Genomic DNA, 14,265 nt, shown 5'->3' with positions numbered 1-14,265 from the left:
CTACCCCAGATATACGTCCGATCAACTATTGCCGAAAAACTTTGTGTGTTAGCGCTTTGTCAAATATTCATCCAATGTGGATAAATCACCATACCAATTCTCCAATTGATGTCCTTCAGAAACATGTTCTCGAAGTTTTGTTGTCACTGCTTGATCCAATTCACGAAATGGCAATCCCATCCTCCTAGCCAATACATAAATTGTTACAAGCAAACTGGAAAGGCTATCTATTATCATATTTTGATTTGCATGGTGCAATCCTTTAAATAAATTTGATATTTGATCCAATAATTCCGTTTTCAACCAATCTATCACACGAATATTCTTCGCAAACTGCATACCCCGTTCTGGTCGAGACACTCCCATCCCTCCTATCTAGGAGAAATTTCCACAAATGGAATGGGAATTCCTTCCTGAAGATCAGTATTGATCGTTTATTTGCGAAATAAATATTACAACAATCATGATCTCTCCGAATCATTTGATCTAGGATTTGATTTTTTTCTTAAACATTTTGTTAAAAAAGGTTTCTTTAAACGAAAAAAACTGCCACTTTAAAATAGCAGTTTTTCCTTCATTTTAGTCGTTTGTATATGCTAACAATGCCATTTGACGAGCACGTTTAATTGCATGTGTCAATTGACGCTGATATTTGGAACTAGTACCAGTTACACGACGAGGCAAAATTTTTCCACGTTCGCTTACAAACTTCCGAAGCAAATCGACATCTTTGTAGTCGATGTAGCTGACTTTGTTTACTGTAAAGTAACAAACTTTACGACGTTTATGTCCACGACGACGAGCCATCTTTGGTCCCTCCTTTGATCATATTCCCGATTTTTATTAAAAAGGAAGATCATCATCCGACAAGTCGATTGGTTTCCCTACACTTTGAAATGGGTCTTGGTTAGACTGCTGTCTTTGTTGGTTTTGGTTGTAGCCTGTATTGTCGCCAAAGTTATTGTCATTATTTTGGCTATTTCTAGAATCCAAGAAGCGTACATTATCAGCAACCACTTCTGTAGTCCATACTTTTTTTCCTTCTTGGTTATCATAGCTACTTACTTGTAAACGTCCTTCTAAAGCAATCAAGGAACCTTTACGAGTATATTTCGCACAATTTTCAGCAAGACCACGCCAAACGGAAATAAAGATAAAATCTGTTTCCCGTTCTCCTTGTTGATTGGTATAATTGCGGTCTACTGCAAGAGTAAATTTAGCTACTGCAGCCCCATTGGCAGTATACCTAAGTTCAGGATCACGCGTAAGCCTACCAACTAAAACGACCCGATTAAGCACTGGCAACCTCTCCCTTTTGCAAGATGATCGTCACTTTTTTCTCTATTTTTGATCCAAGTTAATGGTCAGATATCTCATTACACTGTCGTTAATGTTAAGAACACGTTCAACTTCCTGTACAGCATCTGCATTTGATTGGAAAGTCGTAACAGTATAAAAACCTTCACGATGATTATCAATCAAATAAGCAAGACGACGTTTTCCCATGTCTTTCACATCTTCTACCTGTCCACCCATATCAGTTACAATGGATTGTACTCTTTCACGGGTAGAGGTAAGAGCAGCTTCATCCACATCTGGACGAACAATAAACATCAGCTCATACTTTGTCATATTTACACCTCCCTTTGGACTAGCGGCCCTATGATTACATAGAGCAAGGAGTGAGCTATACTCACACAATATCTTATTCTAGCAAACAGCCCTAGTAAAAGCAAGGATTGGATTTAACATTATGTATAGAGACAAATGATTTAAAAACAACAATACGTATATATGTTCTACTATATAATGGAATGATCACTCGTGCAACCTCTAATTTCATTGTGTTCCTATCTTAATTAGATCTATAGTTGGTAGCAGCAACAAATCTCCAATAAAAACGGAGATTGCTGTCCATACCCATATGAGTGTTATGTTTCAAGTGAATGTGCTCCCAAAACTAGTGAAGTAATGGGAGCTAAACCTCAAAAAGTAGCTAATAAACAATATGTTTTATCATTTGAGAACGATAAAACTTAAATTTGTGGCATACCTTTCCGTTGCTATTCTTAATCTCCATTATGCTGTACTGCAGCTCAACACTGTGGAAATTTCCTGTAAAACCTTGATCTTTCGTTCCATCAACAGGTTTGTAAAATACTTGGCAATCTACAAGTGTGTTGGCATTTACGATGTACGAATAAATAATCTCTAGAACTCCATTTGAATTGTCCTTTGCTGATCCCTTCAAGATGATACGATAAATTTCTTTATTATCTCGTGTCACCCATCTCCCATTGCCAGGACAATAACGCATATTAACTCCTCTGTGAGGTTTCGTTGACATCTCTATTTTACAATATTTGCTTTCATCAGATCAAAAAATCCGCTATGGGTTCGTCTCATGATACAAATGAAAAAGAGTTGTCTCATCGAGAACAACTCTTCTAAATACGATCTTACATACTTTAGCTATCACTTTCTTCATCTTCAGGGAAACGCAAATGTAGTAGTTGTAAAAATTGTATTGCTTCTATTTCCGTCAATTTAAAATGATGCATTGCTGCACGAGTTGCTGCTCTTCGTTCTCCTAGTGTTTGTACTAAGGTCATCAAATAAAAATTATTCCCTTGCAATAAACCTTTGATTTGTCCTATTTGTCGGTAAATAAGAAACAGGATAACCACAAAAACCACAATAATTACTATAGCAAGCAGAAATGCTCCAGCTAATAATCCAGTCAGTGTCCCTAAGTTACCCATTAGTCAATCCTTTCTACACATTAAATCGGAAGGTTATAATATCTCCATCCTGCACAACATATTCCTTTCCTTCCAGACGCATTAACCCTTTTTCTCTTGCACCTGCATATCCACCTGAGTTTATTAAAGCATCGTAGCCTACTACTTCAGCACGGATAAAACCTCTTTCAAAATCGGTATGAATGACTGCACCTGCCCCTGGGGCTTTGGTTCCTTTGCGGATTGTCCATGCACGAACTTCTTTCTCCCCCGCTGTAAAATAAGTGATCAATCCCAATAAATGATATGCTGCATGTATCAATCGATCCAATCCGGAAAACTGTAGACCTAATTCTTCCAAAAACATTTCCCGTTCTTCTCCATCTAATTCTGCTATCTCGGCTTCTACTTGAGCACTAATGGTTACTACTCCAGCGCCTTCTGCAGCTGCTATCTCTTTTACTTGTTTTACATACGGGTTATCATCAGCCATTGCGACTTCATCTTCACTAACGTTTGCTACATACAAAACATCTTTCATTGTTAGCAAACTATATGACTTCAGTTGATTTCGCTCATCTTCATCGACTTCCGTCATTCTTGCTGGTTTTTCTGCTTGTAACGTAGTCAATACTTTGGAAAGTAAGGTTTGTTCCTGAACAGCAGCTTTTTCTCCTGTTTTTGCTTGTCGTGCAACACGATCCAGACGTTTTTCTACTGTTTCCATATCTGACAAGATTAGTTCCAATTGAATAGTAGCCATGTCACTTGCAGGATCTACTTTTCCTGAAACATGAGTTATATTCTCATCTTCAAAGCAACGTACGACATGTAAAATGGCATCTACCTCACGAATATGAGATAAAAATTTATTTCCTAACCCCTCTCCTTGGCTAGCGCCTTTTACTAACCCTGCAATATCCACAAATTGACATGCTGTTGGAACTACTTTTTGGGGGTTTATCAATTCTGCCAATTTCGTTAATCGCTCATCTGGTACATCTACTACGCCTACATTCGGTTCAATGGTACAAAAAGGATAGTTTGCTGATTCTGCTCCAGCTCTTGTAATTGCATTAAACAGAGTCGATTTTCCTACGTTTGGTAATCCTACTATTCCAGTCATTAAAGCCACTTCATTTTTGCCCCTTTATAATTCAATTCATCTGTTCATCATTTTCATTTTTTGGTGCTGAAATTAATACCTTTTTTAATCGCTGTTCGAATCTCGTTCTTGGCAACAAAACACTGTGCTCACAACCAGTGCATTTCATCCGGATATCCATTCCCATCCGAATCACTTTCCATGCATTTGTCCCACAAGGATGTCCTTTTTTCATTTGGACTACATCCCCTAAGCCAAACTCTTTACGTTGCACTATTTATCACCTACTAATAGTGTATTTCTTTTTGCAGTCAGAAGTCTTCCAATTCTATACCCTTATTATCAAATCTTTTAATCTAGTAAATGAATTGATAGAACACGTATAAATCAGAGGGTTCTTCCGTATACTGTTAAGGAGCTTGAAAGCAATGGAGGGAGAAACCTTGAATCAAATAAATTGTTACAGTATTTCTCATACTAAGCCTGCAGCCAAACAAGATGTTATCAATTCTATTCACGCTGTTCTAAGACAGTTTACCTATCAAAAAATTGTATGTGTTTGTATTGGCACGGACAGATCTACAGGCGATTCATTAGGTCCACTTGTAGGAACATTTCTCTCTCCATATGAGTCAGAAAATTTTGCTGTGATGGGTACTTTAGAAGAGCCTGTTCATGCTTTAAATTTACCAGAAAAAATAGCAAATCTCCAACAGTTTCATCCACAATCATTGATTATTGCAATTGATGCATGTTTGGGGAAACTGAAAAGTGTTGGTTCGATACAAGTCGGGATTGGTCCTGTCAGACCTGGTGCAGGTGTAAACAAACAATTGCCGGAAGTCGGACAGATCCATGTTACTGGTATCGTAAATGTTGCGGGATTTATGGAATACATGGTGTTGCAAAATACCCGTCTAAGTACCGTAATGCGAATGGCGCAAATGATAGCAGAAAGTATTATCCAAGCAACTCGGCCAACCACTGATAATTGGTCTACAGAAGAAAACAGCGAAAGCCCAAGATCAACTTTAACATTTTAGAGAATGAGATTTAATTTGACCCCGCAAAAATAGGGAGAGTTTCCCCTCCCTGACAACACTACTGAATCATATGATCTTGGTGAATGAGTTCAATGAGTCTCTCTAACTCTCGATCGGAGTAATACTCAATCTCAATTCTCCCCTTTTTACGCCCTTGTTTTATCTTCACAGGTGCGCTAAAAACTTGTTGCAGCATATCCTCATAACGTTTGATTGTGGGCTCTATACGTTTAGGATTCTCTTTTCCTTTTGACGATGGTTGTTGATTCAATCGCTGAATCCACTCTTCTAGTTGTCTTACGCTTGCTCTTTCCTTAATAGCTTTTGTAGCGAGTTGAATTTGCAGCTGTTCATCTTTTACACCTAAAATTGCACGAGCATGTCCCATCGATAATGTTCCACGTGAAACATCTGATTGAATCTCCATTGGCAACTGTAACAATCTCAGAAAATTAGTGACATGTGGACGGCTTTTACCAACCCGTTCCGATAACTCTTCTTGTGTAAGGGTCAAACGATCCATTAATTTATGATAAGCAGTTGCAATTTCCATTGGATTTAAATCTTCTCGTTGCAAATTTTCTACCAATGCGATCTCCATCATTTGCTCATCAGTAAATTCGCGAATGACAATAGGTACCGTTGCCAAAAGTGCTAGCCTTGCAGCTCGAAGGCGCCTCTCACCTGCAATAACTTCAAAGCCACGAATACTTTTGCGCACAATTAGTGGTTGTACTACACCATGCTGTTTTATCGAATCCGCTAATTCCTGGATGCCTTGATCATCAAAATGCTTCCTTGGCTGATATGGATTAGGACGAAGTTCTTCTACATTTGCTTCGCTGATCACATCTTCTTTTTCTACGTCTACCTTTGTAAACAGTGCATCCAAACCTCTACCTAGACCTTTAGCCATTCGCCACTACCTCCCTAGCCAAGTTCACATAGCACTCTGCACCACGTGATTTGGCATCGTATGCAAGAATAGGTACACCATGGCTCGGTGCTTCACTTAAGCGCACATTTCTTGGAATAACGGTTTCATACACTTTACTCTGAAAATATTTTTTTACTTCCTCCATCACTTGCATAGATAGATTAGTACGTCCATCAAACATGGTCAGCAATACACCTTCAACCTCTAATCGTTTATTTAGATGTTTTTGAACAATCCGGATAGTATTTAACAATTGACCTAACCCTTCCAATGCATAAAATTCACACTGTATAGGAATTAAAACTGATTCTACTGCAGTCAGTGCATTTAATGTAATAATTCCTAATGATGGCGGACAATCAATAAAAATATAATCAAATCGATCTTTTATTTGTTGAATAGCCCATTTTAAACGCAATTCTCTTGATATTGCCTGACTTAATTCTATTTCAGCTCCAGCTAATTGAATAGTAGCAGGGAGAAGCCATAAACCATCCATGCTGGTTGGTATAATAACCTCAGCAGGGTTCTGTTCATTCATTAAAACATCATAAACACATTCGGTTACATCAGCCTTGTTTATACCTAATCCACTAGTGGTATTACCTTGAGGATCTATATCTATCAATAATACTTTTTTATTCATTGCTGCAACACTTGCTGAAAGGTTAATTGATGTCGTCGTTTTGCCGACACCCCCTTTTTGATTTGCAATTGCAATGACTCTGCCCACGATGTCACCTACTCACTTTTAACATTTTTCTCTATTATTCTATCAGGTTTCCTGAAAGAGTACACCCACTCGTCCATGCTCTAATAGATAGAGATATAAATCATTTAACTAATTCATACTTAGACTACTATTTTGAGTTACAATTGTCTTATCTACTTCTCTTTTAGTAGAATAAAAAATTCAAGAAATACTGCTATTGTAGGATGTTAAATAACTTTTACACTCGCTCTTTAGCCGATTCCGATCACCTACAACTTGAATTGGTTAGGTTCCTTTTGGAATTCGAATTTTCAACTCATAATATTGCTCAAATTCTTCTTCCGATGCTGTAACATCCATACCCGTCTGCTTAATCATATCCAAAGATTGACGAATGGTATTGACAGCTAAACGAAAATCTCGCGAAGGTCTAGCAGTTTTTTTAGAAGTAGATTTTGGTTCTGTTAACTTTCGAATCCGCTCTTCTGTTTGTTTTACATTCCATTCTTTCTCTATTATTTCTAATAAGCATTTATGTTGCTGTTCTTCATCTTTCAAAACCAAAAGTGCACGAGCATGTCTTTCCGTTATCGCTCTTTCGAGCAAAGCATCTTGAACAAAAGACGGTAACTGCAATAATCGCAGCTTATTCGCAATTGTCGATTGGCTTTTCCCTAATCTTTGCGCTAATCCCTCCTGTGTTAAGTGATGAACGTCTAATAATTGTTCTAAAGCTCGCGCTTCCTCAATCGAAGTTAATTCCTCTCGCTGTAAATTTTCGATTAAAGATGCTGATGCAGCTTGCGAATCACTCAGTTCTCGAACAATGGCTGGTATGGTAACGAAGTTTAGTTTCTTTACAGCCCTTAATCTCCGTTCTCCTGCAATGAGCTCATAATGTTTCCCTCTTTGTCGGACTACAACTGGCTGAATTACACCATGAAGCCGGATGGTTTGACATAATTCTTCGAGTCTATCATCTAAAAAAATAGCTCTTGGTTGATATGGACTTGGTTTGATGAGGCTGACAGGTATTTGTTTCACTTGTTCAAATTGTTGCTTTTCTGCTAGCCCAAACAGTCGACTAAATGGTTCTTTCATACCGCTCCACCGCCGTTCATCTTATTCTAGTACTCTTTGTAACTACATTTGTCACTAAGAAAAATTAGGATACATCTTTTATTCTTATCATTTCGATATCGATTCGTTAGCACCTGCTAAAAAAGTTAAAAATTGGGTGTTCCACGTGGAACATTTTTCATTCCAACTCTCTCGTTTCATTTCTTAATATTTCATCATCATCTAAATGTTCTTTTGGATTTAAGAGGTTCCCAATAGAAAGTCCTTGATCCTATTACTTGTAATTGGTAGAATCGTTGAGAGGGAACATAGAAAACTACGTGACTATTTTAGGAGGAAATCCAAATGAGTACACCTGTCTACATAGGTAATGACCAAGGTTACTATGGTACGAAGGTAGTAAGCCGTGCTAATGGTAAATTCTATAAAATGTTTATCCGTAATATGGTAGTCCCTAACCGTGTGGGTGAAATTACATACAACAACGATCCCCACAATATTATGTATCGAGAAGCAGACGGCGACCGTGAATGGTTTTGCGGAAAGCTCGCAGTGGAACAATCTGGCGATGATGAACTATTTGATTCTCACAAACGTCGTCTTTTCAGCCCTACTTGGTTTCGTGAACAGGAATACCTCATTATGTTCCGAGTTAGTACTGGCTTGATGTTGCAAGGAAATAATGAACCAGTTGTATCTGTGGCCCTCCCAACTGACAGTTATATTGATTACAAAGATGAATTGAAAAGACGTCTTATCGGGAAACATACTTTTGAAGTAAAACAAGGTAATCTGCCATATAGAAAAATAGAATTTGAAATCAAAAAAGAAAATCTTTTTGTTATTAGCCAGCCGATGGCGACACTATTCCATATCGCACTAGATCGTGATGGAAAACTATTAAATGAGGATCTCTTTATTCAAAAAGTTAGCATTAATGATCTTGGATTTGGAACATCTGACATTGAAACACTGCATGGTGAAACAATTATCAAACGCCAAAGCTTTACATCTCGTCATGCGATGTTAAATGTATACAATCTCTTATCCAAACGATTACTAGAATTTACTCGCACTGCAGATGCAGAAAACAACGGAAAAGAATATCCAATTTGGAGTCTTCCTCGAATCGTAAATTCAGGCGAAATTAGTTTCAAAGGAAAAACCCATGATGTTAGCGCAATTGTACAAGAATGTGTTCGTGAAGTTGGAGCTAACCTTGTGGAAGAAGTTTGGCAGCGATTAGATTTTGGTGATGATATTACTTACATCATTTTAACAGGTGGAGCATCTATTCCATTTAAACCATTCTACAGAGAACGTTTCGGTGATAAGCTCATCTTTGCAGAAGATTATGGAATAGAAGCACAGTTTGCGAATGGTTTTGGTCTTTGCAAATTCTCTCAATCAAAATCAAAAGCTGTACCTGTAAAAGACTTACTGGAAGCTGCTGCAACTATTCAACAAGAATTTACTGTTCCAGATGCTTTAAGTGAGGCTATGAATAAAAAACAGCAGAATCCACAGCAAAAGGTAAAAAAATAAGAGGATCAACATTTCATCTACTTTGAAGTGTGTTATTCAAGCGAATCCCCCAACATTTTGGGGGATTCTGCTGTATTCTTTACTATTTGCCTGTTAATATATCAAAAAGAAACTAGCCTTCTGTTGAAAAAAAAGAGATAATAGGGTTGAAGAAATGAGCGATCTATATTTCACAAATAAAAGGAGGGAAATCAGTTGAATGAAAAAATACAAATGTTTGATACCATTGTTCTAGGTTTTGATGATGAAACCAAAGTAACAATAGAACAATTGCAAAACGAAGGAAAAAAAGTACTCTATATTCCAATAGATCCGCAAACCATGATAACATTGATGTCGCAAAAGCAGGTGAGCCAGCCGAGTTCGGAACAAACTATTTCTCATCTTCAAATACAAGAACATCTCATGCAAACACCATTCCAAAGTTCTACTACTTTTTTAATACAACCTGTTATGGAAGTAGAAACCTATATAGATCGTGAAGAAATCGCAGAGGAAGATGAGAACACTTTTGAATTACATATGTCCTTAGATACAGAGACCGATACAGAAAGTTTGTTAGAAGATGAGATCAATCTTGAGGGCAAAAACTTAGAGGCAGAAGACAAAGAAGTTTTCGTGCAAGAGGATCAAACCGAAGAAGATACTTCTATTCTAGAAGAAACAGAAGAAATCGAAGAAGAAATCAAAGAGGATATCGAAGAAGAGACAGAAGAGGAATTAACAGATAATACAGTTGAAGACGATATAGAAGAAGAAATAAATGAAAAAGAAGTTGACGAGGAGCATAAAGAATTTACTTTCCCTATGATAACACCGCTTGCAAAAGAAAGCTCACTGATTGACAACCGAATGCTTGGTATTCGGGCAAATAAATATGGGGTTCAACGGAACAAAACGGGATTAAATAGTTCTATGCTTGCTTCTTATCACCTTTTTAACCCTATCCGAATTGAGGGCGAAGAAGTAATAGAAACTGAACCACTTCCTTACACAGTAAATCAAAATGAAACAGAGGAAACAGAAGAGATTGTTTCCCAAGAAGAGAAAGACGAAAATGAAACATTTGATAAAGATACCGTTGAAAAAATAGCGATTTTAAATAACAAAAATAATTTTATTTTTCACGGACCGCACTTGATGACTAATCCTAGCACCTCTTCAGAATTATATACTGTACAAGAAGCAGAGGACACGACGGAAAAGAAAGAAGAAACAGTTGCAGTTTCAGAGGAACATAAAGATAGACTTGAAGAATTGGAGAAAAAACTAGAAAATTATCCACTAAAAGCTCCTCCATTAAAGAAAAAGAAACTGCCTAGTTTAGATGAACTTGTTCTTCATTCACAACTCGAAGACGAAAATGACTCGAATGAAACAACATCTGACGTTGACTTACAAACACCAAAAGAAAAAGCAGTGGAACAAATAGAACAACTTAATACACAACAAGAGCAGGAAGAGGTTGACTCAAATGAGTCCCCTGCTCTTCTGTTAGATCGTGATCTGCGTTTACGAAAGAAATTCTCATTCCATCAATTACATCAAGAGAAACCGGAACAAACGTTAGAACCTGGAAAACGCGATAAAACAAAAAATAATGTACAAGATGAACAAACAAAAAAGCCAGATGTTTTTCCATTGGAGCCTTTCTCCTCTCGGAGAAGGAATAAAAAAAGCAGACTGTTTTCAACATTGGAATCAACAATCCCAAACCCAATCATTCAACCTTCTGCTACACAAAAAACGGATAAATCTTTTTCTAATCTAGTTCAAAATTCAATTATTCATCAAGATTTAGAAGAAGATGAAGATGAAGAAAACAAACTAAATAATTCTATAGAAACAAAAGATGAACAAACAAATCAAACTGAAGAAAAACAAAATAATGTGGAAACCAATTCAGACAATCTCAAATTTGATTCCATCGAATTCGAAGAGCCATATGGATACAATAGTTTTGAGGATTTCTTCCCTTCTTTCTCCAGCAGTAATGATCGCAAGAGACAGGAAATGGATAAAATCGAGAAACGAAAAATTGCTCTGAGAGGACTTCACAATCTTATTAATAACCTAGGTTAACATAGAAGCAAGTCCCCATTTATTAAGGGACTTGCTTCTATTTCGACATCGTCATTTAGGAAATGGCCTCCTTTTTTGTCTTAACCATTACAAGAATGTTCCTCTTTGTTAGGAAAACTTAGGTGCATGCTAATACAACATCCTCATCTGATAAACAAGATGAGGACTATTTTTTTCTTAGGATACGAAACCAGCTACTCTTATGGAAAGTAATCATAACTCTCTAAATAATTGTACCTTCTTCATGTTGAGACAATAGCAATCTCCTTTACCATCCATTTTATTTCCTTGTCTTTTATTAGACATACTAGAAATTCTAGTTTTAGAAAATTTATTATGCAGTTCTACCTTTCATGCTCAAAATATACCGCTGCCAGTCAAATCTATTCTTTCTGATATTCTTTTTAAAAAAAACCTCCTAAGAGGCTTTAAAGTGGCGATTTCTTCACTATATTTGATTTTCGTGGATATTTTTTTGGCGTTTTTTCACTTTTTTTAATTATAATTAGGTTTCGCTGTCCCATTTGCTCTGGCAATTCAAGCGAATATACTTTTTTCTCTGCCTTTCCTAATAAATACATTGCTTGTTTCGCTGAAGCAACTTCTTCTCCAGCATTCGAACCTTTGAGTGCTATAAAACTTCCATGTACTCGAACATATGGCAGACAATACTCTGTTAATATATTTAGTTTTGCAACTGCACGTGATGTCGCCAAATCATATTGTTCACGGTGTGCATCTGTCATTGCGATATCCTCTGCCCTGCCATGTACATAATTTACATCTCTTAAACCGAGTGCCTCTCCAATTTCTTGGAGGAAGTTAACACGTTTTAACAAAGAATCCAATAATGTAACATGCAAATGCGGAAAAGCAATCTTTAGTGGTATGCCAGGAAAACCTGCTCCTGTACCAACATCTATCAATTTCAATACATTTGATAAATCTATTGCCCGGGAAATAGTTAATGAATCATAAAAATGCTTGATATATACTTCTTGTTCATCTGTAATCGCAGTCAAATTCATTACTTTGTTTTTTTCTACAAGTAAGCGGTAGTATAACTGAAACTGATCCATTTGATCTTGCGTTAATTGAAATTCCTCTTGTAAATAACTTATCATGCAGTACGTCCACCCTGCTCAATATAAATCATCAAAATAGAAATATCAGCGGGATTGACTCCAGATATGCGGGAAGCTTGTCCCAATGATACTGGTTGCACTTGTTGTAATTTTTCTCTTGCTTCTGATGATAATCCAGAGACCGTAGAATAATTTACCCAATGAGGAATTTTTTTCTTTTCCATTCGTTTCATTTTTTCCACTTGCTGCAATGATTTTTGAATGTATCCTTCATATTTTAATTGAATTTCTACTTGCTCCATTTCTTCTTCCGTTAATTTATTTGGAGATGGTGAGAGTTTCATAATATGTTGATAAGAAAGTTCCGGACGTTTGATCAAATTAGCTAATTCCATCACATTATTTAATTCATTTGTACCTAATGTGATTAATTTGGCTTGTACCTCTGCATTAGGGGTCAATTTTGTTTGGCGTAATCGCTCGATTTCTTTATCAATCGCTTCGCGTTTTGCCACAAACCGTTGATAACGTTCTTCTTTGATCAATCCAATTTGAAATCCTCTATCCGTTAATCTGAGATCTGCATTGTCATGACGAAGCAATAGTCGATATTCTGCACGTGATGTAAGCAGACGATAAGGTTCATTTGTACCTTTGGTCACCAAGTCATCGATTAAAACGCCAATATACGCTTCTGATCGATCCAAAATAACAGCTTCTTCCCCTTGGACCTTTCTAGCTGCATTAATGCCAGCCATAATACCTTGTGCAGCCGCTTCTTCATATCCAGATGTTCCATTTATTTGACCAGCCGTAAACAAACCTGGGACTAGCTTAGTTTCCAGACTTGGCCATAGTTGAGTAGGCACAATTGCATCGTATTCAATTGCATAACCAGTACGCACCATCTCTGCTTTTTCCAAACCATCGATCGTCCGAAGAATATCTTGCTGTACGTCTTCTGGTAAACTAGTAGATAAACCTTGTACATACATTTCTAATGTCTCTCGGCCTTCTGGCTCGATAAAAATTTGATGACGATTTTTATCTGCAAAACGAACAATTTTATCTTCTATAGAAGGACAATATCTCGGTCCTCTTCCTTCGATTTTCCCAGAATACATCGGAGCGCGATGCAAATTATCTTGAATATACTGATGTGTTTTTTCATTGGTGTATGTTAACCAACAAGGCAGCTGATCTGTAATATAATCTTTTGTTTCAAAAGAAAACGCACGCGGCTCGTCGTCGCCTGGCTGAATTTCCATTTTCGTTGTATCAATGGTTCTACTATTAATTCGTGGTGGTGTTCCTGTTTTAAACCGAACCATATCAAACCCTAAATCTTGCAGATGATGTGCCAAGTTAATAGAAGGCTGTTGGTTATTAGGACCACTTTCATATTGGAGATCACCGATGATGATTTTTCCACGTAAATAGGTTCCAGTAGTCAGCACCACTGTCTTCGAATGATAAGCTGCACCTGTTCGGGTAAGGACACCTTTACAAATTCCATCTTCGACAATTAATTTTTCTACCATATTTTGATGCAGGGTCAAATTGGGTTCTTCTTCTATTACTTTTTTCATTTCCCTTTGGTAAAGGACTTTATCTGCCTGTGCACGCAGTGCATACACGGCTGGCCCTTTTCCTGTATTCAACATTCGCATTTGAATATGCGTTTTATCTATATTTTTCCCCATTTCTCCACCAAGTGCATCCAATTCACGAACAACATGTCCTTTTGCTGGACCACCAATCGAGGGGTTACATGGCATATACGCAATGGTGTCGAGACTTAGCGTCAGAAGCAACGTTTGACAACCCATTCGTGCTGCTGCCAAAGCCGCTTCACATCCAGCATGTCCAGCCCCGATTACAATAACATCATAGGAACCTGCTTGGTAACTCACTTTTTCACAACCTCTCTCTTTC

At 37.3% G+C, this 14,265-nt stretch carries 16 protein-coding genes; 3 read left to right on the top strand and 13 right to left on the bottom strand.

All coding sequences use genetic code 11. From position 1 onward, the window contains the following. Positions 1-48 precede the first annotated feature (48 nt). The 8 genes from AC5WOC_RS11070 to AC5WOC_RS11035 all read right to left on the bottom strand — a co-directional run bounded on the left by AC5WOC_RS11070 (position 49) and on the right by AC5WOC_RS11035 (position 4,120). Entirely contained in the window at positions 49-366 is a 318-nt protein-coding gene (locus AC5WOC_RS11070; protein WP_496055479.1) for a MazG-like family protein, read from the bottom strand. A 213-nt stretch (positions 367-579) separates the two neighbouring features. Continuing rightward, entirely contained in the window at positions 580-807 is a 228-nt protein-coding gene (rpsR, locus tag AC5WOC_RS11065; protein WP_496055478.1) for a 30S ribosomal protein S18, read from the bottom strand. Positions 808-843: 36 nt separating this feature from the next. Next, complete coding sequence (locus AC5WOC_RS11060; RefSeq protein WP_496055477.1) at positions 844-1,299, bottom strand: single-stranded DNA-binding protein; 456 nt, start codon at positions 1,297-1,299, stop codon at positions 844-846. A 42-nt stretch (positions 1,300-1,341) separates the two neighbouring features. Next, positions 1,342-1,632, bottom strand: a complete 291-nt coding sequence (rpsF, locus tag AC5WOC_RS11055; protein WP_496055476.1) for a 30S ribosomal protein S6 — start codon at positions 1,630-1,632, stop codon at positions 1,342-1,344. A gap of 364 nt (positions 1,633-1,996) precedes the next feature. Then, complete coding sequence (locus tag AC5WOC_RS11050; protein WP_496055475.1) at positions 1,997-2,317, bottom strand: hypothetical protein; 321 nt, start codon at positions 2,315-2,317, stop codon at positions 1,997-1,999. 151 nt (positions 2,318-2,468) lie between these two features. Continuing rightward, complete coding sequence (locus AC5WOC_RS11045) at positions 2,469-2,762, bottom strand: hypothetical protein (protein WP_496055474.1); 294 nt, start codon at positions 2,760-2,762, stop codon at positions 2,469-2,471. A gap of 13 nt (positions 2,763-2,775) precedes the next feature. Continuing rightward, on the bottom strand, positions 2,776-3,876 hold the full coding sequence (gene ychF / locus AC5WOC_RS11040; RefSeq protein WP_496055473.1) for a redox-regulated ATPase YchF: 1,101 nt from the start codon (positions 3,874-3,876) through the stop codon (positions 2,776-2,778). A 22-nt stretch (positions 3,877-3,898) separates the two neighbouring features. Continuing rightward, complete coding sequence (locus AC5WOC_RS11035; RefSeq protein ID WP_496055472.1) at positions 3,899-4,120, bottom strand: DUF951 domain-containing protein; 222 nt, start codon at positions 4,118-4,120, stop codon at positions 3,899-3,901. A 154-nt stretch (positions 4,121-4,274) separates the two neighbouring features. On the opposite strand from AC5WOC_RS11035, the gene yyaC reads away from it, so the two are divergent. Further along, on the top strand, positions 4,275-4,889 hold the full coding sequence (gene yyaC, locus AC5WOC_RS11030; RefSeq protein WP_496055471.1) for a spore protease YyaC: 615 nt from the start codon (positions 4,275-4,277) through the stop codon (positions 4,887-4,889). A gap of 58 nt (positions 4,890-4,947) precedes the next feature. Here the strand turns inward: yyaC and AC5WOC_RS11025 are convergent, their stop codons facing one another. The 3 genes from AC5WOC_RS11025 to noc all read right to left on the bottom strand — a co-directional run bounded on the left by AC5WOC_RS11025 (position 4,948) and on the right by noc (position 7,639). Then, entirely contained in the window at positions 4,948-5,805 is an 858-nt protein-coding gene (locus AC5WOC_RS11025) for a ParB/RepB/Spo0J family partition protein (protein WP_496055470.1), read from the bottom strand. Beyond that, positions 5,798-6,559, bottom strand: a complete 762-nt coding sequence (locus tag AC5WOC_RS11020) for a ParA family protein (protein WP_496055469.1) — start codon at positions 6,557-6,559, stop codon at positions 5,798-5,800. Before AC5WOC_RS11020 ends, AC5WOC_RS11025 begins: the two co-directional genes overlap by 8 nt. A 264-nt stretch (positions 6,560-6,823) precedes the next feature. Beyond that, positions 6,824-7,639, bottom strand: coding sequence for a nucleoid occlusion protein (gene noc / locus AC5WOC_RS11015; protein ID WP_496055468.1), 816 nt, complete (start codon positions 7,637-7,639; stop codon positions 6,824-6,826). A gap of 324 nt (positions 7,640-7,963) precedes the next feature. Here noc and AC5WOC_RS11010 point away from each other — a divergent pair, with 324 nt between their 5' ends. Both AC5WOC_RS11010 and AC5WOC_RS11005 read left to right on the top strand, forming a co-directional pair. Continuing rightward, positions 7,964-9,163 carry a ParM/StbA family protein gene (locus tag AC5WOC_RS11010; protein WP_496055467.1) on the top strand — a complete coding sequence of 400 codons (1,200 nt, stop codon included), beginning with the start codon at positions 7,964-7,966 and terminating at the stop codon, positions 9,161-9,163. Between the two features lie 195 nt (positions 9,164-9,358). After that, on the top strand, positions 9,359-11,245 hold the full coding sequence (locus AC5WOC_RS11005) for a hypothetical protein (RefSeq protein WP_496055466.1): 1,887 nt from the start codon (positions 9,359-9,361) through the stop codon (positions 11,243-11,245). Positions 11,246-11,673: 428 nt separating this feature from the next. Here the strand turns inward: AC5WOC_RS11005 and rsmG are convergent, their stop codons facing one another. Both rsmG and mnmG read right to left on the bottom strand, forming a co-directional pair. Next, positions 11,674-12,369: a 16S rRNA (guanine(527)-N(7))-methyltransferase RsmG gene (gene rsmG, locus AC5WOC_RS11000; protein ID WP_496055465.1), complete on the bottom strand. Its 696-nt coding sequence runs from the start codon at positions 12,367-12,369 to the stop codon at positions 11,674-11,676. After that, positions 12,366-14,243: a tRNA uridine-5-carboxymethylaminomethyl(34) synthesis enzyme MnmG gene (mnmG, locus tag AC5WOC_RS10995; RefSeq protein ID WP_496055464.1), complete on the bottom strand. Its 1,878-nt coding sequence runs from the start codon at positions 14,241-14,243 to the stop codon at positions 12,366-12,368. The genes rsmG and mnmG overlap by 4 nt, the downstream gene beginning before the upstream one ends. Positions 14,244-14,265 lie beyond the last annotated feature (22 nt).

The organism is Shimazuella sp. NTD247 (genome assembly GCF_059510415.1).
The sequence above is the reverse complement of the archived record's forward strand: the minus strand, read 5'-3'. Positions and strand labels throughout refer to the sequence as shown.

Coding starts and splice junctions, on each gene's coding strand:
- AC5WOC_RS11070 (WP_496055479.1), bottom strand. CDS start 366: ATGGGAGTGTCTCGACCAGAACGGGGTATGCAGTTTGCGAAGAATATT.
- rpsR (WP_496055478.1), bottom strand. CDS start 807: ATGGCTCGTCGTCGTGGACATAAACGTCGTAAAGTTTGTTACTTTACA.
- rpsF (WP_496055476.1), bottom strand. CDS start 1,632: ATGACAAAGTATGAGCTGATGTTTATTGTTCGTCCAGATGTGGATGAA.
- AC5WOC_RS11050 (WP_496055475.1), bottom strand. CDS start 2,317: ATGCGTTATTGTCCTGGCAATGGGAGATGGGTGACACGAGATAATAAA.
- AC5WOC_RS11045 (WP_496055474.1), bottom strand. CDS start 2,762: ATGGGTAACTTAGGGACACTGACTGGATTATTAGCTGGAGCATTTCTG.
- yyaC (WP_496055471.1), top strand. CDS start 4,275: ATGGAGGGAGAAACCTTGAATCAAATAAATTGTTACAGTATTTCTCAT.
- AC5WOC_RS11025 (WP_496055470.1), bottom strand. CDS start 5,805: ATGGCTAAAGGTCTAGGTAGAGGTTTGGATGCACTGTTTACAAAGGTA.
- noc (WP_496055468.1), bottom strand. CDS start 7,639: ATGAAAGAACCATTTAGTCGACTGTTTGGGCTAGCAGAAAAGCAACAA.
- AC5WOC_RS11010 (WP_496055467.1), top strand. CDS start 7,964: ATGAGTACACCTGTCTACATAGGTAATGACCAAGGTTACTATGGTACG.
- rsmG (WP_496055465.1), bottom strand. CDS start 12,369: ATGATAAGTTATTTACAAGAGGAATTTCAATTAACGCAAGATCAAATG.